A 26,259-nucleotide genomic window follows, 5' to 3' on the forward strand; every position below is an offset into this window, starting at 1 on the left:
CATGGCCAAGGTGGATGTTGGTGTGATACAGTAAAAGTCCCTAAGCATGTGTTAGATTTAGTGCCAGAAGATAAAAAAGGAAAAGCTTGCATATGTAAATCTTGTCTAGAAAAACACCAAAAATAAAGAAGTTCTCCATAAAAGGTACTAATCTAAATTAGATGTAGTACTTTTTTCTATATATTGTGAAGTCTCTATGATGTTTTTAGTAATAAATAATTTTAGAATATTTTAAATGAAAATAGCAAATATTCTAAAGTGAGGAATGTTTATGTATATCCATAGACTAAAAGAATATAATTTACTATTGTTATAAAGATTCTGTATTCAGGGGGAACTTCAAAATGTTCAAGACTAAAGAATCAAGATGCTCACAAATAGAGGATAAAGATATTATTGAATTAAATATAGATATAAAAAACATAGGGGATTTATTAAAAAATGATGGAAGCATAGCTTCAGTTGAGGAGAGTCTTAGCAAGGCAATCGAGGAGTATTTATTCAAAGTTGTGAAATGTTATCCAATAAGTCAAAGAATAAAGTTACTTATTATTATAAAGGAAAGTAAGAATCCTGGAAATGATGATGAAATTGAAGAAATAGTCCATAGTCATTTTTGCTATAAGGTAAAGGAGACCCAAATATATTTAAAAGAACAATTTAGACAGTGGGGAATTAACTTTTTTATTGGAATTCTCTTTCTTATACTTTGTCTTATAATTGGAGGTATACTAGACAAGTTTAGCCATATTAGTATGATAAAAATAATTAAGGAAAGCTTACTTATAATTGGGTGGGTGGCTCTATGGGAACCTGTAAGTTTTATTCTTTTTGGATGGAGAGTCATAAATAGAGATAAAAATTATTATAAAAAACTATGCAGTATACCAATTGATGTAGTTGAAAAAAGATATATAAATCCAGTTTACATAGAGAAAAAACAAAATTTATTTAAATAAATTTATAAACGAAAATTCATAACTAATTTTTAAGTAGTCTATGGATTTACCTTTAATCTTATAAGTTCAATTATTTATTAGAAAAATAAATAATTAATCGGACAATAAATAAAAAAGTTTTAATTAACCTAGGGTACTTTAATTCATAAATCTGTGATAACTTTACAAATTTTTAATAATATGAACTTATTGTAGTACATTTATAGTAGAGAGTCTTAGATATTAATTAAAAGTTAACAGTAAATGAAGCGTGTATTCTGATAGAGGTTTTAGCGTTAATTATATTATGAGTAAATATAATATATCATTGATAGAAAGAGAATTAAGGAATTGTTGTAATAAGCATTAAGTATAGGTTATCATAAAAGAGAAGACCTCTAAGGGCAGGTATACTGCTATTAGAGGTCTTCATTTGATGTAAAATAACACCATTATTTAATTTCTATCATTCATTAAATATTGTTTTATTTTTTATGCTGCTTTTTTGATTTCGATTTTCTTTCCTTCTTTTCTCCACTTAGCAAATTCAGCAGCTGCAGTGAATAATGCGTCTGTAGATGAGTTAACTGCAGTTTCACAAGAGTCTTGAACAACTCCTACTATAAATCCAACTCCAACTACTTGCATTGCGATGTCAGCTGGAATTCCGAATAAGCTACATGCTAGTGGAATAAGTAGTAATGAACCACCTGCAACTCCTGAAGCACCAGCAGCACATACTGCAGAAAGTACACTTAGGATTAATGCAGTACCAAAATCTACTTGAATACCAAGAGTGTTAACTGCTGCAAGAGTTAAAACAGAAATTGTAACAGCTGCACCAGCCATGTTTACTGTAGAACCTAGTGGAATAGAAACAGAGTAAGTATCTTTATCTAAACCAAGATTTTCACATAATTTCATGTTTACAGGAATATTAGCAGCTGAACTACGAGTAAAGAATGCTGTAATGCCACTGTCTTTTAAGCATTTAAACACTAGTGGGTATGGATTTTGACGAATGCATATATACACAATGATTGGATTCATGATAAATGCTACGAATGCCATACTACCAACAAGAAGTATTAGTAATCTTCCATAGCTTACTAATGCTCCAAGTCCACTTGTAACAATAGTATCAAATACTAATCCCATGATTCCTAATGGTGCAAAGCTTATAACCCAAACAACCATTTGAGATAATCCGTCTGAAAAATTAGCTATCATTGATTTTGTTGATTCAGCTGCACCTTTAAGTGCAAAACCAAGAAGTATAGCCCATGCTAATATACCAATATAGTTAGCATTGAAAAGAGCTTTGATTGGATTGTCTACTAGGTTTAGTAGTAATGATTTAAGAACATCTACAACTCCACCTGGAGGTGTAACATTTTCAGCTCCTGCTGCAAGAGTTAAACTTACTGGGAACAAGAAACTTGCAACTACTCCTACGAATCCTGCTAAAAGTGTTCCTAAAAGATATAGAACTACAATAGATTTCATATTAGTTTTATGACCAGCCTTGTGTTGAGAGATAGCTCCCATTACCAGAAATAATACTAGTATTGGTGCAATGGCTTTCAAAGCACCTACGAATAGTGAACCAAAAATAACTATTGGCTTTGCAACATCTGGAATTGCAATAGCTAAGATAATACCAACAATCAAACCAATGATTATTTGTTTTACCAAGCTAATTTGACTCCACTTCTTAAATAAATTTCCCATAATAATTCCTCCTATAGTTAAATATAGTTTAATGTGGTTTAAAATAAGACCGAAGATTTGCACAATACTTTATAGTGTGCTACTTTTTGACTACTTGCCCCTATTTTCCTTAGGGATTAAAGTTATTTTATCACGAAAGTTGTCGAATGTGAAGTAAAAATTAAAATTTTATGAATATAATTTTTATTTTCAATAATCACACTAGTAAAAGTTTACATTATTTAAAATTATACCCGGATTATTAACAAACTGTAAATGACTGTGAATAATAATGCTGAATATATTATTATCTAAGTTTTATAATAATATGAGCAAAATTTTTATATAAAAAATTTTTAAGATGTATAATTCAAAGTCTTATTGTGATTTTAATTAATTGATTAAAAAGTATTAGGGCTATTACAACTAAAATATTAGAAGGTTGTACATCACTGAAATCACAAGGTTACCTCCAAGTGAAGAAATTTAAAACACAATTTCATCAGATTCAGCTTCTGAAAAGATTTATAAGATAATTTTACTACTTAAAAGAGGTGAATTAGTAGAGCTTGTAGAAAATAGACACAAATATAGAGCTATGTTAATATGAAAAGGTAAACAAGATTGAATTTTAAGAAAACATAGATTATTATTTATAATGCAAAGAGGATTAAGCATGAAGAAAAAATCTTATATTTTTATTTTTATCGGAATCATTTTAACTGTTTTTGGTGTAAATTTTTTCATTTTTTATAATTTGAATAGTTCCTTTAATGAGATAAAAAATGACGATGAAATGGTTATGCCTGAAAAAATGCCCTCTTATCATTTTGTTATGATTTCTGGGAATCAAGACAATTTCAGTTGGGAGTCAATCAAAGAAGGTGGGAAAAAGGCTGCTAAAGAGATGGGAGTTGCAGTGGAGTTTAAAGGATCAAATATCTATAATCCTGAGGAGCAATGGAAGTACATGGATATGGCCATAGCCTCAAAGGTAGATGGAATTGTCACCTATGTTTGGGATGAAGTACAGGGAAAAGAATATATCGAGAAGTCTGCAAAGCAAGATATACCTGTTGTAACTATGGGAACTGATTCAAAAAATAGCTCTAGAACCGCCTTTGTTGGAATCAATACTTATGACGCTGGAATACAACTTGGAAGGATGACTATCGAGGCAACTGGCGATGTGGGAGAAGTTGTTGTGTTAATGAGTGATGGTATTATTGGAGGGATAATGGCACAAAACTTAATGTTATCTGGCATACAAGAGGCAATTAAAGATCATCCAAAGATTAAAATTAAGCCAATTGAATACAGCACATCAGGATTTCAAGGGATTGAAGAAGCAATTAAGGATATTATAAGTTCTAATCCAGCTCTTGATACAATTATTTGTACCACAGCAAGAGATACAAGCATTGTTGCTGAGATATTAGTAGATTTAAATAAAGTAGGGTATCACATTATAGGTTCTGGCGATTCCCCTGAAGTTCTTCGTTACATAGAAAGAGGACTTGTTTTTGGCTCTGTTAAACCAGATTTAGAACAAATGGGTTATAATGCTATTTTAGCTTTGATGGACACTAAGCAAAAGGGAAGAACCTCCACCTATTTTAAAGTGGATAATTACACTATTACTAAAAGCAATATCAATGATTATGCAAAGGATGGAAAAGAATAAATGAAGCTTTGGAGTAATTTAAAGGGGTTGTGGAAGGAAAATAAACTAAGGAAAAAGCTTATAATTTATTTTATGGCTACTATAATCCTTATGGGAGCGACTAACGCGTATCCACTATATACCATGAAAGTCCTTATAGAACAGATGAGTAAAACCTTTGAAATGAATGAGAAGCTAAACACCCTACATAAAACTTTAGAACAATTTGATTATGTTTATAATGATTATTTGTCATCAAAATATTCCACAAGTCTTGACCAATATTATAAATATGGCAACGAACTAAGAAGGGCTACAGAGGCAATAAAGCTCGATTATTTAAATTCACAACATATGATTATTATGAAAAATGTTAAAAATATGGTGGATACTTATTTAAACGCAACAAATGAAGCTGTTATGGCTAGAAGAGGACGAGCTGTTGATGAATATCTTTTATATTCTAAGGAAAGCGCAAAAGTATATCAATACATTAAAGAATCTATTCAGGTACTTAACAACTCAGTATTTTTGGATAATACAGATCATTATCTAGCTATAAGAAACGGGTTTTACTTAGTTGAAACCTTGAGTATAGCATTAATTTTATCTATTATTGTAATTAGTATATTACTAATTTTATGGTTTGCTTATACCATTACTAAACCTATTACAGAACTATCCCAAGCAGCGGGTGAAATTTCTAAGGGAAATTATAATATATATAGCATAAAAGTAGAATCAGATGATGAAATTGGAGTTATGGCAGAAGCTTTTAATAAAATGTCAAAGAGCATTATTCAAAATGTTAGTGAAATAAAAGAAAAAGCAGAATTAGAAGGAAAACTAAAGGAGCAAGAGCTTGAAAACGCTATCATGAAAAGTAACTTAAAGGAAGCGGAACTACACGCTCTTCAAACTCAAATCAATCCTCATTTTTTATTTAACACTTTAAATGCGGGAGCTCAAATTGCAATGTTAGAAGGTGCAGATCGTGCTTGTGCCTTCATAGAACATGCTGCAAACATTTTCAGATACAATATCAGAAACTTGGACAGGCCAGTTACCCTTAGAGATGAAATGAATAATATTGAAAGCTATATGTATCTTTTGAAGGAACGATTTGCTGACAAAATTGATTTTTCAATAAGTGCTGAGGAGAGTATTTTAGATTTAAAAATTCCTTGCCTTATTTTACAACCTATTGTTGAGAATGCAATCTTTCATGGCCTTGGAGATGCAGAATATACAGGATTGATAAATATCAATGCAGTGCAAAATGGAAACCACGCAGAAATTTCAGTAAAAGATAATGGAAAAGGGATGTCTAAGGAAAAAATTAAAGAGATTTTATCTCGTGAAGAAATTCAGGAGAAAACACAAGACGTAGTAAACAAAGCACAAGGTAACGGGATTGGACTAAATAATATATTCAGTCGATTAAATATTTTTTACAATACTAATATAAGAATCGATATTTATAGTGAACTTGGGTATGGAACAGAAATGATACTTCATATACCTATTTTATAGTGGTTTAGGGGGATTTTGAGATGATTCGTATCATGATTGTAGATGATGAAAAAATTGTAATCGACGCACTTAGTTTCATAATAAAAAATAACTTTGATGATATACAAGTGGTTGCAACAGCAAGATCAGGGCGAGAAGCAATTGAGACAGTAGAAAATGTTGTTCCGGATTTGATATTCATGGACATTAGAATGCCAGGTATAAATGGTATAGAAGCTATTAGAGAAATAAAAAGTCGTTATAAGGACATTGTATACATTGTTCTTACTGCCTTTGAACAGTTTGAATTTGCAAAAGAAGCTGTTAATTTAGGAGTTCTTGAATACCTACTTAAACCTGTGAATAAACTAAAAGTAATTGAAGTGATTAAAAGAGCCGCAGAGATTATTGAGGCTCAAAGAAAAAAAAGAGCGAAAGAATTGGGAATGAAAGAGAAACTCGAAAATCTTATTCCTGTATTAGAGAATGGATTTATATATTCCATTACATCCCTAGAAGATAATAAGAAAGATATACTAAACTACCTAAGCCTTCTAGAGATTCCAACACACGGTGGTTATGTTTTGACTCTGGAGTTTTCTAAGGAAGAAAACTATAGAAATATCCAAAGTACTCCTGAATTTACAAGTGAAAATCAAAGTATTCACACCTTTATTAAAGATACTGCTCATTCTATTAACAGATGTGTTGTTGGTCCAGTTATGTTAAACCGAGTTGTAATATTTGTTCCTAACCAATGTAATTCAGAGAAGCTTTCTAAAGAGGAGGAAGCGACTTCTTTTGCTAATACCTTGTTAAGTAAACTTTCCAGAAAGTCAAATTATAAGTTTAAAATTGGTATTGGTTCAGTATGCAACAATGTTGAACACCTACACTCTTCTTATGAAAGTTCCCTGCAAGCTTTAAGATATTTAAAGAGTTCAGGTATTATTCATTACAATAATATAAAAACAATAGATGCCGAATATACTGCATACCCATATGATAAAGAGAAGTTATTACTACAAAAGCTTTCTTTAGGAGAATCAGAGGAAAGTATTGAAGCCTTTAGATATATTTATAGATGGCTATCAAAGGAATATGAAGGCCAGCCAATAAAGATTAAAAATAAATTACTTGAATTAATGTTTTTAGTAAATAGCAGACTATGGGAATATGATATTTCCTCTAAAGCTAATGAAGTAGGCCTTTTTGAAGAAATGTTACTAATTCAAGAAATGGAAGAACTAAAGTTATGGTGTAAAAAAACTATTGAGAATATTTCCACTGAAATTAATTATCATAGACATAATAAAATAGGTGAAATAATTAAAGCTGCCAAAGAATATATTGAAGCAAATTACTATAAGGCAATAACCTTAGAAGATATTTCAAGAGAAGTCAATGTAAGTTCCCAATATTTCAGTAGACTTTTTAAAGCAGAAATGAAAGAGAATTTCATTGATTATCTTACTAGTATTAGAATAGAAAAAGCAAAGAATCTATTAGCTAGTGGTACGTTCACTATAAAAGAGATATGTTACAAAATAGGTTATAGTGATCCAAATTATTTCAGCAGAATCTTTAAAAAAAGAGTTGGAATTTCACCAACTGAATATAAGAATTAATGGATAATGGGGATGGAGGGGGCAGTGTGTATACACTAAAAACGTCTGTAAACTTTTTAAGTAGATTACTTTTATTTAGTTTACTTATTGTATCTAATTTGATATTAAACGGATGTGACAAAAATAAAGCGCTGGAAACTAGAGGATTTGAAACCGATAAAGATGAGATAGTAATTGGTTTTGCCATGGACACCTTGGTTCACGAAAGATGGTTAAGAGATAGGGATATCTTTGTGGCAAGGGCTAATGAACTAGGAGCTAAGGTTATTGTACAAACGGCCAATAGTGATAGTGTAGAACAAGAAAAACAAGTTCAGTATCTCTTCGAACAAAATATAGATGTACTTGTTTTAGTACCAAATGATGCTGATAAAGCAGCCAATATTGTAAGGGCTGCTAAAAGTAGAGGAGTAAAAGTAATTTCCTATGATCGATTAGTTAAGAATTCTGATGCAGATTTATATATTTCCTTTGATAACTCAAAAGTTGGGGAATTAATGGGTCAGGCTGCATTAGAAAAGGCACCTGAGGGAAATTATTTACTTTTAAATGGTTCAAAATCTGATAATAATTCCTTTTTGTTTAGTGAAGGTTATAAAAAAGAACTAGAAAAAGGCATCAACAACGGTAAAATTGAAATTGTAGGAGAAACTTGGATTAATAACTGGCTATATGAAGATGCCTTTAAATTTATTGAAGAATCCTTTAAAAAAGGCACAAAGATAGATGCCATTATCGCAGCTAATGACACTTTGGCAGGTGCAGCTCTTAACTCACTTGCAGAAAGGAGACTAGCAGGAAAAGTTACTGTAGTAGGTCATGATGCTGATTTAGATGGTTGTCAAAGAGTAGTAGAAGGAACTCAATATGCTACAGTGTTTAAACCTATTGATAAAATTGCCAAAACTGCTGCAGAATATGCTATTAGCTTGGCAAAGGGGCAAAGCGTAGAAACAAATTACACTATTTTTGATGGGAAATATGAAGTTCCATATTATAAAATTCCGCCAGTCCTTGTTAAAAAGGGTAATATGAAAGAAGTAATTGTTGATAGTGGCTTTCATAAACTTGAAGATGTATATATGAATGTAGCTAAATCCCAGTGGCCAACGAGAAATGATAGCACTGAAAAGTAAGGTAATAAAAAACCTTACTTTTTTTAATGTTAAAATAGTCCTAGTACAACTTGTCATAATATTAAAAAAACAAAAAAGTGAAGTTATATGTAAAATAAGTCTAGATACCAAATGATATACTTTAATTAAATAATAAATATAAAATTTGGGGAGGGTACTAAATGAAAAGGTTTTCTAAATTAGCTGCAGTTTTAGTTGCAGGGGTTATGTCTGCAAGTATATTTGCAGGATGCACAGCAAAAACAGATACAGGAAAAGAAACTAGTGGAAAGGTAGACATCGGAATTGTTTTACCTACAAAGGATGAGCCAAGATGGGTTCAAGACGAAACAAGATTTAAAGATGCATTAAAAGATACAAAATATTCTGTTGAGATTCTGTTCAGCCAAGGATCATCAGTAAAAGAAAAAGAAAATGTTGATGCATTACTTGCAAAAGGAATAAAAACTCTTATTATTTGCCCACAAGATGGTGTTGCAGCAGCTGCAGCAGTAGAAGCGGCTAAAAAAGATGGAGTTAATGTAATTTCTTATGACAGATTAATCACTGATACAAAAGCTGTTGATTACTATGTAACTTTTGATAGTATTGCAGTAGGAGCAGCGCAAGCAAAATACTTAGTTGATAAAGCAACTGGTACTGGAAATCCACTTTACTTATACGCTGGGGCATCATCAGATAATAATGCTTTCTTATTCTTTGAAGGAGCATGGAAGACATTACAACCTAAGATCGCAGACGGTACTTTTGTAATAAAAAATTCAAGTGAAGCTGTAACTCTTAAGGATAAAGCTACTTTGACTCGTGACGAAATGGGTAAAATCATTGGCCAAATCACAACAAACTGGGATTTCAATGAAGCAAAAAATAAAGCTGAATCTCATTTAACGGTAGCTACTGCTGCTGACAAAGGAAATGTATTTATTCTTGCACCAAACGATGGAACAGCTCGTGCAATTGCAGATACATTTGGAGCAGATAGTGCTGTAACTAACTTCGTTGTAACTGGACAAGATGCTGAGAAAGCTTCAGTTCAATATATAATTGACAACAAACAATCTATGACAGTATTTAAAGATGTACGTACTCTAGTAAAGGATTCTATAGCTATGGCAGTTTCCTTATTAGAAGGAAAAACACCTGAAACTACAGGTTCTTATAACAATGGTAGCGTAGATGTAAAAGCTAAACAAACAGAAGTTATAGTTGTTGATAGTAAAAATGTTAAAGCTGCTTTAGTTGACTCTGGATACTATAAAGCTGATGAATTTAATGGATTAAAATAAGTAAGATAAGTTCCCTTGATAGCCAGAATAGTGACAAGTCACTTCTCTGGCTATTGTAAAATGTGTGAATAAAGGAGAGATTTACACTATGAACATGCACATATTGGAAATGCAAGGTATTACAAAGGAGTTCCCAGGAGTTAAAGCCTTAAATAATGTAAACTTCAAAGTTAAGAATGGCGAAATACATTGTTTAGTTGGTGAAAACGGAGCTGGCAAATCTACACTTATGAAAGTTTTAAGTGGAGTTTACCCTTTTGGAAACTATGAAGGAAACATAATCTATAATGGAGTAGTGCAAAAATTCAACAGCGTAAGAGATAGTGAAAAGGCAGGAATTGCCATTATATATCAGGAGTTAGCATTAGTTCCTGAAATGAGTGTATATGAAAATATTTTTCTTGGACATGAGGTTAAAAACGGATTCACTATAGACTGGAATTCAACCATAGCAAAGGCAAATGAGGTTTTAAAAAAGGTAAAGCTTAATATTAATCCTTCTATGAAAGTAAAAGATTTAGGTGTAGGAAAACAGCAGTTAGTTGAAATTGCCAAGGCCTTGAGCAAAAATGTAAAACTTCTTATTTTGGATGAGCCTACGGCAGCTTTAAATGATGATGATAGTGAAAATCTTCTTAGTTTATTAAGAGAACTAAAAGCACAGGGAATTACATGTATTATGATTTCCCATAAACTAAGAGAAGTACTATCCATAGCAGATACAGTAACAGTATTAAGAGATGGTGAAACTATTTGTTCTATGGATTCCAAAGAAAAAGAAATTACAGAAGGCATCATAATTAAAAATATGGTAGGCCGTGAAATAGATAACTATTATCCTAAGAGAGAGTTTAAACCTTCAAAGGATATTGTATTTGAAATTAAGAATTGGAATGCTTATGATCCTAAATTAGGAAGACAAATAATAAAGAATGTGAGTCTCAATGTAAGAAAAGGAGAAATCATTGGTATTGCGGGTCTTATGGGAGCTGGTCGCTCAGAGCTTGCCCAAAGTGTCTTCGGAAACGTGAGAGACTATAAACTTTCTGGTGAGTTATTTTTAAACGGGAAAAAGATTAATTTTAAACAGCCTAGTGATGCAATTACTGCAGGGGTTGCTTATGTGACTGAGGATAGAAAAGGTGATGGGTTGATTCTTATCCAAAATATTAAGCAAAATATCTCAGTAACTAGCTTAAACTCATTATCAAAAAATGGTGTCATCAATGAAAATGAAGAAATAAAGATAGCTAATGGATATAAAGAATCTTTAAATATCAAAGCACCTAGCATTGAACAGATTGTTGGAAATTTAAGTGGTGGAAATCAACAAAAGGTAGCCTTAGCAAAATGGATGATTGCAAATCCTAAGGTTTTGATTTTGGATGAGCCTACCAGAGGAATAGACGTAGGTGCAAAATATGAAATCTATACAGTAATGAATGAATTGGTACGACAAGGTTTAAGTATTATAATGATATCCTCAGAACTACCAGAGATATTAGGTATGAGTGATAGAGTTTATGTATTGTCTGAAGGTAGAATTAAGGGTGAAGTATCAATTAATGAGGCCACTCAAGAGATAATTATGGGAATGGCCACTAAGGAGGATTGACAATGGGGTTTATCAAGGAAATTAAAGGTTTATTAAAGCAAAATATTAGAGAATACGGCATGTACATTGCCTTAGCTGTAATTATGTTAGTGTTTACTATCAGAACAGATGGACTTTTTATATCTTCTAGAAATATAAGTAATTTAATCAATCAAACAGGATATATAGCTATTCTTGCCATAGGCATGACCTTAATTCTTGTAATTAGGCATATTGATTTATCTGTAGGTTTTGTAGCTGGATTTTTAGGTGCGGTTACTGCTATTTTGTTAACTAAAGTAGGAGTTCCTGTATACCTAACCATTCCCGCAATTTTAGTTATGGGTTTAATAGTTGGACTGTTTAATGGTTTTTTAGTGGCAAAATTAGATATCCCGTCCTTTGTAGTTTCTCTGGCAGGTATGATGTTCTTTAGAGGTGCTTTGTTACAAGTGACAGAAGGAACGGGAACCATTATTATAAAAAATGATTTTTTTAATGCTATAGGAAATGGATACATTCCAGATATTATTAGCGCAGGAGATTATCATATACTAACACTAATCTTTGGTGTATTTGCTATTGGATATTTTATATGGAATGAACTTAAAACAAGAAAAAACAAGCTAAAATATAATTTTGAAGTTGTATCAAAAAATATCTTAGTATTAAAGATTATTTTTGTCTCCGCAGTAATTGCATACATTACTTGGATTCTTGCAGGTTATAATGGACTATCTTGGACTTTAGTTATTGTGATGGTAGTTGCAGTAATTTATAATTTCTTAACTACAAAAACAGTTATAGGTAGGCATATCTATGCTGTAGGTGGAAATCCTGAAGCAGCTAAACTTAGCGGTATCAATGTAAAGAAAATCACATATTTTGTATTTGGATCCATGAGTATGCTTGCAGCCTTAGCTGGTGTTTTATACACCTCTAGACTTCAATCAGCTACCACCACAGCTGGAGTATCCTTTGAACTTGATGCCATTGCAGCAGCTTATGTTGGTGGAGTATCTGCAGCTGGTGGAGTTGGAAAAATAACAGGTTCAATCATTGGAGCTTTGGTAATGGCTTCCTTAACAAGCGGTATGAACCTTATTGGTGTAGGAATATCTTATCAATACATGATTAGAGGAATAGTACTAGTTCTAGCTGTTATTTTTGATGTGTATACTCGTAAAAAAGCAAAATAAAAGCCCCTTTCAGCTGTTCACAATTGGATGGTTGTTTATAAAAAGAAGTCTTAACTGGCTTCTTTTTTTCATTATTTTAAATAATGAAGATGAAAAACAATAACCAATTTAAAATCTCTGCATATTCTGCTAGTAAAAACAGTTAAGCAGGAGAATTAAATGGAAATGAAAAACATAAAGAGACTAACCCTTACCATAGATGATTATGTTGTAAAAGTTGCAGAGGAAAAGGCAAAAATGATGTTTAAAGGTAATCTAGATAACTATATTAATTGGCTTATATGTAGTAACAATAAAAATGAAATAAGAAAAGCAACAAAACAGTTAGAAAGTAAGCTAGAAGAAAAGAAGCCTTTGGCCATACCTGATACAAGAAAAACAGCAATGTATAATAACATCTGTGATTTTTGTAATGAACCTATTTATCAAGGGGATGAGATTAGCAAGGCAGAAGGTTATTCAAACTATATCCACAGTGGTTGTTGCAAGAAAGTTGAAAAAAATCCATAATAATAGAGAAGGTAAAAACCCAAATCTTCCAAATTTTTTAAAAAGAATTTGGGTTTTGTTTTATGAAAAAAATATCTATGATATGAGCATAGGCATTATGAGGGGACAGATATCTATGAATCTTTTTTAGAATATAATTAAGTAATTAAAATCACTTTCTTCTAGGAAAATAGAAGGAGTTATTTTAAATTATGAAGTAGATAAGGATTTAAACTAAGGACAATTACTGAAGAAGAGATATAGAATGTTCTAAATAATTTCAAGAAAATTATATTTGCTTATGATACCTATTAAGCGAAGCGCCTTAAGTAAGCAGTTTGTCAAAGTGTGAAGAATGTGCTAGTATAACATAGTAAAAAAGCATTTTAAAAATAACCCATATGCTCTTTATTATTTCAACTTTTTAACTGATATTTTTATGAAGTTGTAATATGAAATTAAAAATAATTCTTATATATTAGAATTAGCAATAACGAATGGAGGAAATGAATTATGTCTAATTTGCCAAATTGTCCAAAATGTAATTCAGAATATACTTACGAAGATAACGGTGTTTTTGTTTGTCCAGAGTGTGGACATGAGTGGACATTAGAATTAAATATTGAAAACAATGAAGATAAAAAGGTTATTAAAGATGCAAATGGAAATATATTAAGCGATGGTGATACTGTAGCAGTAATCAAAGATCTTAAAGTAAAGGGAAGTTCATCTGTGATAAAAATAGGCACAAAAGTTAAAAATATACGTTTGGTTGATGGAGATCATGACATTGATTGTAAAATTGATGGTTTTGGTGCTATGAGTTTAAAATCTGAATTTGTTAAAAAAATATAAATTGTGGGTATAACAAAATTGAGTTAGTTTTTATTAAATTCTAAAGAAATAAAACAATTGATCAATGTGTTAAGCAAACTATGGATATCTTTCAGTATGAAATCCTTGTAATTAGAGTTACAAATATAGCGTAATGATTAAGCTAGGTATGTTTTAAAATATACCTAGCTTTTTTAAGTTAAATTACAAACCAAGAATAATACCCTGTGAGGGGATGAAAAAAAGAGGATTTAATAGACATCAAGCAGCAATTTGAAGAAAAGTAAATAAAAAGTCCTTTAATAACAGAATTTCATACATTGACTTATTAGAATATAAGGAGTATTATTAATACATAAACACCCCCCAAGGGTATAGGGGGGGCAATAAAAAGATTAAGCTGGAGGAGATATAAAAATGACAAAGAAAATATTAATCGAAGGAATGAGTTGTGGACATTGTGTTATGCATGCAACTAATGCATTAAAAGATTTAGGACTTTCAAACGTAAAGGTTGACTTAACTTCCAAGACTGCTGTTGCTGAAGGCAATGTATCAGATGAAGCAATTAAAGATGCTATTGAAGATGCAGGTTATGAAGTAGTTAAAATAGAAAATATTTAGTGTTAATTTTAGAATATATGAAAATAGCTAACATCAATTAAACTTATGATGTTAGCTATTTTATTGTTATAATTTATTCCATTCTTAATTTTAGAGCTTCAGCCATGGAAAGTTTGTTAATCTTTTTTATGAAAGATACTGCAAAGAATCAAAAAATTACATTTGAAAGATAATTTAATGATTTAAAAACTTATAAGAGAACTTATTGAAATATTAAAAAATTATAACAAAAGGTGATATAATAAACATGTAAATATTGATGAGTTATCCAGATGTTGGAGTTTTATTATTTTTACATAAAATTCATAGGTATAAAAAATAGTATAATCTCCTGAAAAGTTAAAATAAAACAAAGTAAAATTATGTACCGTTGCTTTTCTTAAGAAATAGCCTAATCATGAGATATATGTTATTTATACTTGATTATTAATTACGTAAGTTTTCTAGGGAGTAACATAATGAATAAAAAACCACAACCCAAAAAAGGAACTACGAAAAAAGTAAATAAAAGAAAAAAGTTATTAAAAAAGCGTCATATACGAATAATTGCAAGAAGTACTATTTTGTTGTTAATAATTACAGGTCTATTTTTATCAGGTTACATTATTACGACATCAGTAATAAAATATATTAATTCATCTAAGGTTGAAGAAAAAAAGGAAATAGAAGGAAATATTATATTGGATAATGCTACTGATATTACTGTAAATGGATTATTAAACAGTGTTATAAACAGAAGTTATAAGACCATCGAGGGAGATGAAGAATTAAAATTTTATTCCACTGAAGGTAAAAAGATTTTAAAAGAAAATAAAACTAAAGAAAAAGCTATAAATTATTACAAATTAAATGAGTTAGAGCAGAGAATTATAGATAGGAAAATAAAAAAGTCTTATTATGAAGGAGATAAATTAATAGTAGAAGCCAATATAACAGTGGAAACTACTCATGGAAATGAAGATTATATAACGTATGTAGAGCCGATAGGAGCTAAAAACGAAATGACCTTGAGAATTGTGATGATTAAAGAAAGTGATGAAAATAAGGTTCAGTATTATTATACTTTAGATTCAAAGGGTATAGAAGATGATAAAAAATAATGTAAATACATTGAGACTAATCTAGTGCAAGCGATTATTTGTACTTTATCCATATCTCCTTGAGAATGACGAAAATATAAGGATGTTTTATTTTCTCAAAGTAGATTACAAAAATATGAACTGGAGTATTAAAAATGAATAAATAATAAAGGGGATGCATTTTTGCATCTCCTTATTTTTTTGACATTGTTAATATAAAAGGTTTAGAACTAAAGTTTCTTAATAAACTGAAAGGAGTCTATTGTTGTAGTTCACGGTAATTTTATTAATAAAAATTTTTTTATAGAGCACACATAAGTATGAGAGATTTCAAAAGAATTTAATAATGATTTCTTAAATCTGCTGAAAATATCACCTCTATGTTAATACAGAAGATGATAAGTTTGTAAGACCAGTTCTCATTTTATATGCTTCTAACATATCTTTAGCCATGTATCTAATTTTATTTGGCGCAATAAGTTCTACCCCAGGTATGAATAAAGTTCCTTCAGCAAGACCACTATTTGAAAAGGTCATTTCAAGTTCGATCTTATTATCATTTTGATTTTTATAAGGTTTAATTATGTTCTTAAAATCCGATGTAAGAACCTTAACTGATGAATCATGAAGAATTCTATGAACCTTTTTAGGATGTAAACATTCAGCAGTATATCTACTGTGAGCTTTTTTAACCACTACCGTCTCTATATCCATGTTAAAGCTTTTTACCTGTTTTGAAAGCACGTCATCTCCAGACACCATAACCACAGGCACACCAAAATAACCAGCAAGCATAGAATTAAATTCAACTTCACCAACTATTTTACCATTTATCTTAATCTCAGAAATAACTCTACCATCATAAGAGTGGGCTAAAACTCCAGATGTGTTGTGCCTAGCATGGTATCCAATGAGCATCACTGCATCATAACTTTTATCTATGCCTTCCATCATGCCAAGGAGTTTTTTACTTCCAGAAATAAGCTTTGCGTCTTCATTTAAATCTTCTATAAGTATATTAGTCATTGGTCCATGGGAATCATTCACCAAAATATCAGTAATGCCAAGAGATCTTATTCCTTTTATCACTGCATTTACTTCTTCTGTCATAAGTTTACGTGCTCTTTCATAGCCAATACCACCTTCGTGAGTCTGATTTCCTGTAACAACTCCACTTATTCCCTCAATGTCTACAGAAATATAAATTTTCATAATAATGCCCCCCATTTAATTATATAAAGAATCAAGTTTAACTTTAGAAAGTTTTAAAAAACTTTAATCAAAACGAAAATAGAGACTCATACTTTTTGAGACTTGTACATTAATATAATGTATATTCTGTAAAATAAAATAATATCCTCCATTGATTTTATTAAATTTAAAAACTTTATAAAGAAACACGGAATAAATCAATTTTAATAAAGGTATATAAAAATAAAATCTTTCAAGAAATATCTGCATTGATTTACTAATTTAGGAGGCAATATTTAAAATTTAAATAGATTCTGATGTGTCATTATGTAATAAAAATTTTACTTTTTAGAAACCAATTAGGAATATATTATCGCGCTGAAATATATGATTACATATATTTTATATTTGAAAGATGGTGGATAACATGGGCATTAGTGGTATAAAAAGAATTGCTACTAGAAATGAACGACTTTCCTTAGCTTTTGATAGGTTTTTATATATTGAAGAAAAGCAAATTTTAGGAAATGGAATTTTAATTAATAAAAATGGAAATGTAATTTGGGACGCTCCATGGAAGCATTCACATTCTAAGGAGTTTTATGTGAAGAAACATAATTTATTGATAACTGATAGAATGTCAAGAGTGAGATCTTTAACCATAGGAACAGGAATTGCATGTTTGAGCTTAGATACAGGAAAGTACGTGTGGACCCACTGGTATCACAGAGAAATGGATGAAAAATATGCATTGGAAAAGAATTTAGTAGATATAAATCTAGAAAGAGTAATTGAATTTGTGATGCTAAGGAAGAATTTCTTTATACAAGGAACTTTAAAGTAAATTTACTCAATGGAAATTATGTATATAAAGGAAGAACTAACATAGAAGAAGGCGTTAAAATATCTGAATCTAATAGACATATTAAGGCAGTTCATAAGTATGAGTTTTATACCAAAAGGCCTCCAATTAAATTTAGTATAAATTCTGTGGCAATTGATGAAAAAGTAGTAATGAAACAAGGATACTTCTTTAAAAAATGTAATGATGTTATTGATAGAAATTCTAATTTATATTTTTTTGCTACACCAGAAAAAAGAAATTCTAAGGGGATATTGATATTAAATTATTCCAAAAATGAAAAGGATATAATTAAGGAAATTGAACTTCCTTTCAGTGGTGACATAATTGGTGTCTACGATTTTTTTGGCAAGGGTATTATGCTTCATGAAGAAATAAAAGCAACCAAGATATATAATTTATGGTTTATTTCTTATGAAGTAATGGTTTAATGGGTGTTTCCTAATTATAAATGCTTAAAACATAGAAATTAAAGAAGTGCAATTACAACCTCTAGAATAAAGATAATTGCACTTTTTTAATAATGCTTTTAAGTGACTTTTCCACAGTTGCTAGCTGTATATATAATTGAATACTGGCTTAAATTAATTGTTATAGAACTATATGCATTTAACTTCTATGTTATATGAGTTAGTACTTCCTAGTGTTAGCAAGTTTTAAATCTTGAAATTTATTAGAGTTTAACGTCTAATTCCTTATCCTTAAAATAGTTTTCAGCAGCTTTATAACCCTCTAAGTAAAGGAAATTATATATATCATCCCCCGTAGTTACATTAAAATTTACCGCAGATACTCCTCCAGTATCTATATCAATTGATCTTGCAATATCCTGCGGACTATCTTTGTAAACTTCCTGTTGAATTCTAGAAAAACAAAGCAATAGATTCATTATATAATCCAGAAAGCCATTTATTTTACTATATTTTATATGCTCTTTAAATCTTGCACCTAAAGTTTGATGGTTAACTCTATATACTGTTCTGCCTCCAATTCTTGGATAATCAAAAATGTTTATTGGGTAATTTCTCATCACTCCTCCGTCTGAAAAGATGTTTTCTGTAGAATCATTTGTTAACGAGTGGTCCTCTGTTTTAACAGCTTCAAAAAATATAGGAATAGACATAGAGATTCTTACTGCTTCTGCCACTTCCATATTAGGTGTAGTCTGATAGGAGAATACTTTAGAGGTCTTATAGGAAACATCTGTTCCAATAATATATAGATCAAAGAAAGGTCTATTTTCTTTATGAATAGATGGATTTTTAAAGTCGGCAAATGTATAAGGTGGAGATTTCATACTTGTATCGAATTGCATTTCTATTTGTTTTTTTATCCACTGATAAAAGTATTCACTAGAAAACCATCCATAATGATTTATTAACCTATGAACACAGATGGCATCTTCAAATAGTTTATCTAATTCAACTCGTGAAGAAGTAGGGACTTCGTCGATATCTCTTATACTTTCCCTTTGAGGAATTTTTTTGTAATCCAAAGAATCAGCAATTTCTTTAATATTTGTAAAAGGAAGATTAAAGCTAGTAATACAAGCAGTTATAGCACCAGCTGAAGTTCCAGCAACACGCTTTATGTTATTCATTATATTTCTTTCGTATAAATAGTTTAAAACCCCTAGATATGCAATACCATGGATGCCTCCACCTTCAAAAACCAAGTTATTTATTTTCATACTAGCACCATCCAATTTAGAATACTTCTCTCTAATATACTCAAAGTTTCAACTAAAGGTTACAACAGAAAGCGCAAGCGTATTTCCTCTTTATCCCATATAATAAAAGTTCAGGTTAAAATACAACAGAGAATTTCTCACAGTCAGTGAACCTAATTTATATCCACTTAAACCGGCTACTTTTATTTGTTAAAATTGAGTTGACTATTCAATACTACATAAAAAACTAAGATATTATGTTTTTTAAACTATATCCTATTTAATTTTAACCAATGTCCAAAGATATGCTTATGGCATTGAGACGTAGGTTTAATATGTATAAATCTCTTAACCAAAAGAACACTTGAAGTATTAATGATTCTAAATAAAAAACCACTCATATCTCAAATGATTATGAGAATTAAAGGAGTTAAACATTTAATATAGAATAAATAATGTAAGTTTATACGTTTATTATTTAACATTAGACAGGAGATAAGCTATGAGTAAGATTGCAATAATTGTACCAAAAGATTTAATGGATACAGCACGAATTGCAGCAAAAAATTATGATGATAGGATAATAATTTTAGAAGGCTCAATGGGTAATGGGGTTATTGCTGCTAGGAAAGCTGAACAAGAAGATTATGATGCCATAATTGCCCGGGGGGGAACACAACTTTTAATAAAGGCAACTGGTATAAATATTCCAACCATCGCCGTTCCAATTACACCACTAGATATATTTGAAGCTATAAGTGAAGCTGAAAAAATTAACAAGAATATGGCTTTTATAGCTTTTAATAATATGCTTCTTGCAAGTGAAAGCTATGCAAAGATTGCAGGAAGAACTGTTAAAATGTATCAAGTTAAGGATGAAAAAGAAGTTGAAGAGAAGATAATAGAAATCGCTAAAACAGGAATTAATGTAGTAGTAGGGGGTGGAATTGTTGCTAAATATGCTCCTTTACATGGTATAAAATTTGTAGTAATAAAATCCGGGAAAGATTCTTTTATCACCGCAATAGAGGAAGCCAAAAAAATTATTATAGAGCTAAGAAAAGAAAAAGAAGCAGGAGAAAGGGTAAAGGCAATTATACAAAATTCACATGATGGAATAATTTGTGTAGATAAGGATGGCACTATAAATATCTTTAATCACTCTGCAGAAAAATTGTTTAATTTATATGGTAAGAATATTTTAGGAAAGAATATCGAAGATGTGCTTCCTGAAGTAGAACTTAATGATACTCTTATGAGTGGAGTTGAGGAAACAGAAATTATAAAAAAGATAAAGGGTATAAAACTTATTATTTCTAAAATTCCAATTCAAATAAAGAATGAAACCATAAATGCTGTAGCTATTTTAAAGGATGCAGACGATATCCATAAGATGGATGAAAAAATACGACAGGAAATAGCAGCAACAGGGCACTATGCAAATTATACATTTGAGGACGTTATCGGATGCAGTGTGAACTCTAAGGAGACTGTGAGAATTGGTAAAGAATATTCTAAAGTCAATTCAACTATTTTGATTGAGGGTGAAACTGGCACAGGTAAGGAGATTATGGCACAAGCTATACATAATTACAGTAGAAGATCAAATAAGCCTTTTGTTGCGGTTAATTGCGCTGCATTGCCAGAAAGTCTTCTAGAATCAGAGCTTTTTGGTTATGCCTCAGGTGCCTTCACAGGAGCAGACAAAAGAGGAAAAAGAGGTCTATTTGAACTCGCACATGGAGGAACCATATTTTTAGATGAAATATCTGAAATGAATCCACTGCTTCAGGGGAGACTTTTAAGGGTACTACAAGAGAAACAGGTAATGAGAATTGGTGATAATAAAGTTATCCCAATTGATGTAAGAGTAATAGCTGCAACAAATAAAAATTTGTATAAATTAATTAGAGAAGGAAATTTTAGAGAAGACTTATTTTACAGACTAAATGTCCTTAAAATTTTACTTTTACCCTTAAGAGAAAGAAGGGAAGACATTTCTTGCTTTCTAGATTATTTTATTGAAACTTACTGTAAAAGGATGGAAAAAGTAAAAGTACAACTTGATAGAGAAGCCATTAACTATCTAACTCAGTACAATTGGCCTGGAAATGTTCGGGAATTAAGAAATTTTGCTGAAAGACTTACTGTTATGGCTAAAAAAACTGTAATTTATATGTCTGATATAAAGGATCAGTTTCTTCACGTTGAAGAACTTAGTGATGGAGTAGAAGCTAAAGATATTCAAAGAATAGAAAATAACGGGGCAGGCAAATCTTTTAATATTGCAGAAAATGAAAAGATAAGCATAAAATATGCTTTGCAAAATAATAAGGGCTCTATATCAAATGCCGCAAAGGAATTAGGAATATCTAGGACAACCCTCTGGAGAAAAATTAAAAAGTATAATGTTAATTATTAAAATGTTTCATAATGAAACCGACGTTTCAAACAAAGTTTCATTTTGAAATGTTATTGAAACGCCTATGTAACTGGATAAATGATAAATGTTAAAATTTTGTCACAATTCATAGAAAAAATGTTAATATATGTAATAATTTCAATGAAAAAGTTATGCTTCTAAAGTTGGCATAACTTTTGCTTTATAAGTAATTAAATGAAAATTCTTAATTGAAACACTGAAGTAAATGTTTACTTGCTAGAACTTGAACATTATAGGAAAGAAGGGGATTTAATTGAAACATATCATTGATTTACGGTCAGATACTGTTACTCAGCCTACCCAAGAAATGAGAGAAGCTATGTACAATGCTGTTGTTGGTGATGACATTATGGGAGAAGATCCCACGGTAAGGGAACTTGAAACATTAGCAGCAGGTATTTTGGGTAAGGAGGACGGACTCTTTGTTAGCTCTGGAACAATGGCCAATCAAATAGCTGTAATGGCGATTACTAATAGAGGAGAAGAAGTAATAGTGGGAGATACCTCTCACATATATAATCTAGAGGTTGGTGGGCTTGCGGCACTTTCACAAGTTCAAACTAGACCCATCTCAATACCTAATGGAATTTATGATATAGAAAAAATGGAAGAATTAATTCGAGAAGAGGGTATACAAAACGCTAAAACTGGTCTTATATGTGTTGAAAACACTAATAATTTAAATGCTGGATTGGTTGTACCAGTAGATAATATAAATCAGGTATGTGCGCTTGGAAAAAAACATAATGTTCCTATACATATGGATGGAGCTAGAATATTTAATGCAGCAGTAGCTTCAGGTACCCAGGTAAATGAAATAGTTAAAAACGTAGATACAGTTATGTTTGCTTTAACTAAAGGCTTAGCTAGTCCCTTTGGCGCTATTTTGGCAGGAAATAAAGATTTTATTAAAGAAGCTAGATGGTTGAAGCAAAGAATAGGCGGTGGTTACAGACAGGCTGGATTTATTGCAGCTCCAGGTATAGTTGCCCTAAAAACTATGATGCCACAAATACCTATTGACCATAAAAATGCTACCTTCTTAGGAAATGGAATATCTAAACTTAATGGATTAACAGTTGATACTTCAATGATTCATACAAATATAGTTACTGGCTCAATAGCATCATTACCTATTACTATTGAAGAATTTTTATCAAAACTTTTAGATAAAGGTATTAAAGCAAAGAAGATAACAAAAACATCTTTTAGAATGGTTACTCACTTCGGTATTGAGGAAGATGATCTTCAGTATGTCATAAATTCAATAGAGGAAATAATTACCAACATATAGATAGGAGCGATTAATTATGGAACAAAGACAATTTATGCAAATACCAGGACCTACAAATATTCCAGATAAAATTTTAAGAAGTTTATCTCAGCCTATTATAAATCATAGGGGACCAGAATTCGAAGCATTAGTAACTGAATGTGTTAATGGACTAAAAAACATATACAGAACAAACAATGATGTTTTACTATTTCCAAGTTCCGGCAGCGGAGTTTTAGAATCAGCAATAGTTAATTTGTTTTCTCCAGGAGATACCATTGTAGCCGCATCACTAGGGGTTTTTAGTGAAAGAATGGCTGCTATTGCTGAGAACTATGGATTAAAGGTAATGAGAATTTCAAAGGAATGGGGACAGTCAGTCAAACCTGAAGAGATTAGAGATATTCTAGTGAATGATATCAACAGAGAAATTAAGGGAGTATGTTTACCACAAAATGAAACAACTTCAGGAATAACAAATGATATAGAAGGGGTTTCAAAGGTTATAAAGGACCTAGGTCATCCTGCGGTATTAATTGTTGATGCAGTTAGTTCATTAGCATGCTTACCTTTTGAAACTGATTTATGGGATGTGGATGTTGTAGTTAGTGCATCTCAAAAGGGATTTATGCTTCCGCCAGGCATGGGTATGGTAGCCGTAAGTAGTAAAGCCTGGAGTTTAATTGAAAATTCTAAGATGCCTAGATGGTATTGGGATTATAAAGCAGTAAAAGAAAAGATGAAAGAAAATCAATTCCCATATACACCTGCTACTAACTTATTATTTGGACTTAGAGAATCCTTAAAAATGATATTAGATGAAGGAATTGAAACTGTTTGGGCACGACATGACCTTATGGGTACAGCGGTAAGAAATGCAATAAAAGCTATGGGATTAACTCTTTTTGCTGAAGATGGGCATCAATCAAATACTGTTACTGCAATCTTAATGCCTGAAAATATTAAATATAAAGCCTTAGCAGAATTATTAAGGACAAAATATGGCGTTGTCATAGGCGGTGGATTATCAAAGCTTCAAGGTAAAATATTTAGAATTGGACATCTTGGTTCAATCAGTAACATGGACGTTTATGCTGTTATGGGAGCGGTAGAAATGGCACTTTACGAATTAGGCTTTAAGGTGGAACTTGGAACAGCATCGAAGGCTGTGGCAGAAACATTACTTAAGTAAACTTTCGTAATCAGCTTATCATCCGCGAAAGCCTTCACTATGGTTTTCGCAGGTTAAAGTATAAGGATAAGAATTTTTAGAAGGGGGAGGATAAATGATTTTATCATTCTTTACTAAAATTTGGGGATGAATTGTGTAGGATATTTAATAGATTTTTACTTATAAACCATAACTTATATCCATACTCAATTCAAAAACACAAGCCAAAAAGGACTTATAAGTATTTCTAAAAACTTTTTATTAATAAATAAGGGGGATAATTTTATGGACGCAATTGGACAATTTTTAGCCAGCAATATGGCTATGGTTTCTCTAATCGTACTAGTACTTGCAATCATTATTACTATTTGGAAAGATACAAATCTTGGAACTCTTTGCCTAGGAATGGCATTGGTAGTTGGCTACTTCATCGGTGGAGTAAAGGTTAAAACTTTAGTGGCTGGTTACCCAACAAGTTTATTTTTAATGTTAGCCGGAGTAACCTATCTCTTCGGTATAGCTCAAAGTAACGGTACTTTGGATAAAGTAACTAGATATGCGGTTAAATCTGTTAAAGGAAAAGTAGCTCTTATTCCTATCGTTCTATTTTTCTTGGCTTTTGGTCTTTCATCCATGGGTCCAGGACAGATTAGTATTTCTGCACTACTTGCACCTCCTGCTATGGTTTTAGCTGCTGAAGTAGGTATTCCACCTCTTCTAATGGCTCTAGTTGTTGGAAATGGTGCTCAAGCAGGTGCTATGTCTCCATTAGCTCCTAACGGAATCGTAGGGAACAGTGTTTTAGAAAAGATGGGCCTTCCAGATATGGGAATGACTTTATGGATCAACATGTTAATTGTTCACATTGTTGTAGCTGCGGCAGCTTATTTTATATATGGTGGACGTAAGCTTTGGTCAACTAAAGATGGTGGAGCTGCTAGAGCCGAAGCCTTAGCTACAATGGAAGTCGAGCGTTTCAATTACCAACAAATAGCTACTCTTACTGCTATCGGTATTCTTATAATTTCAGTTATTGGATTTAAGTTTGATATAGGCTTTATGTCATTTTTACTTGGTTCTATTCTAGTTTTATTTAAAGCTGGCGATGAAAAAGCTGCCTTCAAAACTATGCCTTGGGGAGCAATCATGCTAGTAACTGGAGTATCTGTAATGGTAGAACTTATGAAAAATATCGGGGGAATGGATTTATTTGCAGAGATCATGGCTAACTTCTCTACACCTGTAACAGCTGTTCTTGTCGTAGGATTCTTTGCAGCTATCGTTTCTGCTTATGCTAGTACTTCTGGTGTTATCATGCCAGCCTTCTTACCAATGGCACCACTACTCCTTGCTCAAATAGGCTCACCTGCAACTGATTTAGCAGCATTAATTTCAAGTATCGTAGTTGCTGGCCACTTAACTGATATGAGTCCACTTTCCACTACTGGTGCCGTGTTTATTTCTGCAGCACCTGATCATATTGACAGAAAACCACTTTATAAAGGTATGATGATATGGGGATTGGCAATGTCAGTGTTTGGTGCACTTATATGCTGGTTATTATTCTATGTGTTAAGAATTCCATAAAATACTTTTCTATTTAGGGGATGGAGCACATCCCCTTTAAAAATTCATAAAGGAGGGGTTTAGATGAACGCAATATATAACCTCTTAGCAAAAATGGCGAAACTAGATAGTGTCGAATTTGGACAAGAAGTAAGCATAGCTATTGACTTTGCTTTAACTCACGATGGATCTATGCCTAAAATTATTGAGGAATTTAGTAAGCTACAAAAGGATGCAGTTATAAATTATGGTAATAAGCTTCATGTTACAGTTGATCATTTTTTACCTGCACCTGATATTAAATCCAGACAGAATTATAAAAAAATAAATGATTTTTGCAAGAGATTTGGAATTGAATTATATAAAAATGGTGAAGGTATTTTACATCAGGT

General features: G+C 31.3%; 22 protein-coding genes and 1 pseudogene. 20 read left to right on the top strand and 3 right to left on the bottom strand.

All coding sequences use genetic code 11. The features are described from left to right. Window positions 1–126, top strand: a 126-nt coding sequence (locus RR409_RS17855) for a cysteine-rich CWC family protein (RefSeq protein ID WP_332559150.1), incomplete at its 5' end; no start/stop codon positions are given. Between the two features lie 218 nt (window positions 127–344). Then, window positions 345–959, top strand: a complete 615-nt coding sequence (locus RR409_RS17860) for a hypothetical protein (RefSeq protein ID WP_332559129.1) — start codon at window positions 345–347, stop codon at window positions 957–959. A 471-nt stretch (window positions 960–1,430) separates the two neighbouring features. On the opposite strand, the gene sstT is transcribed toward RR409_RS17860, so the two are convergent. Next, the gene (sstT, locus tag RR409_RS17865) at window positions 1,431–2,669 is read right to left on the bottom strand and encodes a serine/threonine transporter SstT (RefSeq protein WP_332559130.1); all 1,239 of its coding nucleotides are present in this window, start codon (window positions 2,667–2,669) and stop codon (window positions 1,431–1,433) included. A gap of 655 nt (window positions 2,670–3,324) precedes the next feature. On the opposite strand from sstT, the gene RR409_RS17870 reads away from it, so the two are divergent. The 11 genes from RR409_RS17870 (at window position 3,325) to RR409_RS17920 (ending at window position 15,713) form a co-directional block, all read left to right on the top strand. Continuing rightward, window positions 3,325–4,332, top strand: coding sequence for a substrate-binding domain-containing protein (locus tag RR409_RS17870; protein ID WP_332559131.1), 1,008 nt, complete (start codon window positions 3,325–3,327; stop codon window positions 4,330–4,332). Then, on the top strand, window positions 4,333–5,844 hold the full coding sequence (locus RR409_RS17875; protein WP_332559132.1) for a histidine kinase: 1,512 nt from the start codon (window positions 4,333–4,335) through the stop codon (window positions 5,842–5,844). 20 nt (window positions 5,845–5,864) lie between these two features. After that, window positions 5,865–7,451, top strand: coding sequence for a response regulator (locus RR409_RS17880; protein ID WP_332559133.1), 1,587 nt, complete (start codon window positions 5,865–5,867; stop codon window positions 7,449–7,451). 26 nt (window positions 7,452–7,477) lie between these two features. Then, window positions 7,478–8,587 carry a substrate-binding domain-containing protein gene (locus RR409_RS17885; RefSeq protein WP_332559134.1) on the top strand — a complete coding sequence of 370 codons (1,110 nt, stop codon included), beginning with the start codon at window positions 7,478–7,480 and terminating at the stop codon, window positions 8,585–8,587. A 161-nt stretch (window positions 8,588–8,748) separates the two neighbouring features. Next, window positions 8,749–9,873: a sugar-binding protein gene (locus tag RR409_RS17890; RefSeq protein ID WP_332559135.1), complete on the top strand. Its 1,125-nt coding sequence runs from the start codon at window positions 8,749–8,751 to the stop codon at window positions 9,871–9,873. An 88-nt stretch (window positions 9,874–9,961) separates the two neighbouring features. Further along, window positions 9,962–11,488, top strand: a complete 1,527-nt coding sequence (locus tag RR409_RS17895; protein WP_332559136.1) for an ATP-binding cassette domain-containing protein — start codon at window positions 9,962–9,964, stop codon at window positions 11,486–11,488. Between the two features lie 2 nt (window positions 11,489–11,490). Then, window positions 11,491–12,666, top strand: coding sequence for a sugar ABC transporter permease (locus tag RR409_RS17900; protein WP_332559137.1), 1,176 nt, complete (start codon window positions 11,491–11,493; stop codon window positions 12,664–12,666). 159 nt (window positions 12,667–12,825) lie between these two features. Beyond that, window positions 12,826–13,176 (top strand): hypothetical protein, encoded by a 351-nt coding sequence (locus RR409_RS17905; RefSeq protein ID WP_332559138.1) that lies wholly within the window; start codon window positions 12,826–12,828, stop codon window positions 13,174–13,176. Window positions 13,177–13,668: 492 nt separating this feature from the next. Continuing rightward, window positions 13,669–14,010, top strand: a complete 342-nt coding sequence (locus RR409_RS17910) for a zinc ribbon domain-containing protein YjdM (RefSeq protein ID WP_332559139.1) — start codon at window positions 13,669–13,671, stop codon at window positions 14,008–14,010. Between the two features lie 396 nt (window positions 14,011–14,406). Continuing rightward, window positions 14,407–14,613, top strand: a complete 207-nt coding sequence (locus RR409_RS17915) for a cation transporter (RefSeq protein ID WP_332559140.1) — start codon at window positions 14,407–14,409, stop codon at window positions 14,611–14,613. Between the two features lie 458 nt (window positions 14,614–15,071). Further along, the gene (locus RR409_RS17920; RefSeq protein WP_332559141.1) at window positions 15,072–15,713 is read left to right on the top strand and encodes a hypothetical protein; all 642 of its coding nucleotides are present in this window, start codon (window positions 15,072–15,074) and stop codon (window positions 15,711–15,713) included. Between the two features lie 357 nt (window positions 15,714–16,070). Here the strand turns inward: RR409_RS17920 and RR409_RS17925 are convergent, their stop codons facing one another. Further along, the gene (locus RR409_RS17925) at window positions 16,071–16,904 is read right to left on the bottom strand and encodes a M55 family metallopeptidase (RefSeq protein WP_332559142.1); all 834 of its coding nucleotides are present in this window, start codon (window positions 16,902–16,904) and stop codon (window positions 16,071–16,073) included. A 406-nt stretch (window positions 16,905–17,310) separates the two neighbouring features. Here RR409_RS17925 and RR409_RS17930 point away from each other — a divergent pair, with 406 nt between their 5' ends. Both RR409_RS17930 and RR409_RS17935 read left to right on the top strand, forming a co-directional pair. Beyond that, complete coding sequence (locus RR409_RS17930; protein WP_332559143.1) at window positions 17,311–17,727, top strand: hypothetical protein; 417 nt, start codon at window positions 17,311–17,313, stop codon at window positions 17,725–17,727. A gap of 146 nt (window positions 17,728–17,873) precedes the next feature. Continuing rightward, window positions 17,874–18,176 carry a hypothetical protein gene (locus tag RR409_RS17935; RefSeq protein ID WP_332559144.1) on the top strand — a complete coding sequence of 101 codons (303 nt, stop codon included), beginning with the start codon at window positions 17,874–17,876 and terminating at the stop codon, window positions 18,174–18,176. 242 nt (window positions 18,177–18,418) lie between these two features. Here the strand turns inward: RR409_RS17935 and RR409_RS17940 are convergent, their stop codons facing one another. Beyond that, window positions 18,419–19,435: a patatin-like phospholipase family protein gene (locus RR409_RS17940; RefSeq protein WP_332559145.1), complete on the bottom strand. Its 1,017-nt coding sequence runs from the start codon at window positions 19,433–19,435 to the stop codon at window positions 18,419–18,421. A gap of 481 nt (window positions 19,436–19,916) precedes the next feature. Between RR409_RS17940 and RR409_RS17945 the strand changes: the two genes are divergently transcribed. The 5 genes and pseudogenes from RR409_RS17945 to RR409_RS17965 form a co-directional block, all read left to right on the top strand. Beyond that, complete coding sequence (locus RR409_RS17945) at window positions 19,917–21,836, top strand: sigma 54-interacting transcriptional regulator (protein WP_332559146.1); 1,920 nt, start codon at window positions 19,917–19,919, stop codon at window positions 21,834–21,836. A 274-nt stretch (window positions 21,837–22,110) separates the two neighbouring features. Next, window positions 22,111–23,151: a GntG family PLP-dependent aldolase gene (locus tag RR409_RS17950; protein ID WP_332559147.1), complete on the top strand. Its 1,041-nt coding sequence runs from the start codon at window positions 22,111–22,113 to the stop codon at window positions 23,149–23,151. 16 nt (window positions 23,152–23,167) lie between these two features. Continuing rightward, entirely contained in the window at window positions 23,168–24,322 is a 1,155-nt protein-coding gene (locus RR409_RS17955) for an alanine--glyoxylate aminotransferase family protein (RefSeq protein ID WP_332559148.1), read from the top strand. A gap of 264 nt (window positions 24,323–24,586) precedes the next feature. Continuing rightward, window positions 24,587–25,888 (top strand): SLC13 family permease, encoded by a 1,302-nt coding sequence (locus RR409_RS17960; protein WP_332559149.1) that lies wholly within the window; start codon window positions 24,587–24,589, stop codon window positions 25,886–25,888. A 63-nt stretch (window positions 25,889–25,951) separates the two neighbouring features. Beyond that, window positions 25,952–26,259, top strand: a pseudogene (locus RR409_RS17965) (hypothetical protein); the annotation flags it as partial.

The sequence above is a fragment of the Clostridium sp. genome, from assembly GCF_036642255.1.
Taxonomy (GTDB): Bacteria; Bacillota; Clostridia; order Clostridiales; family Clostridiaceae; genus Clostridium_J.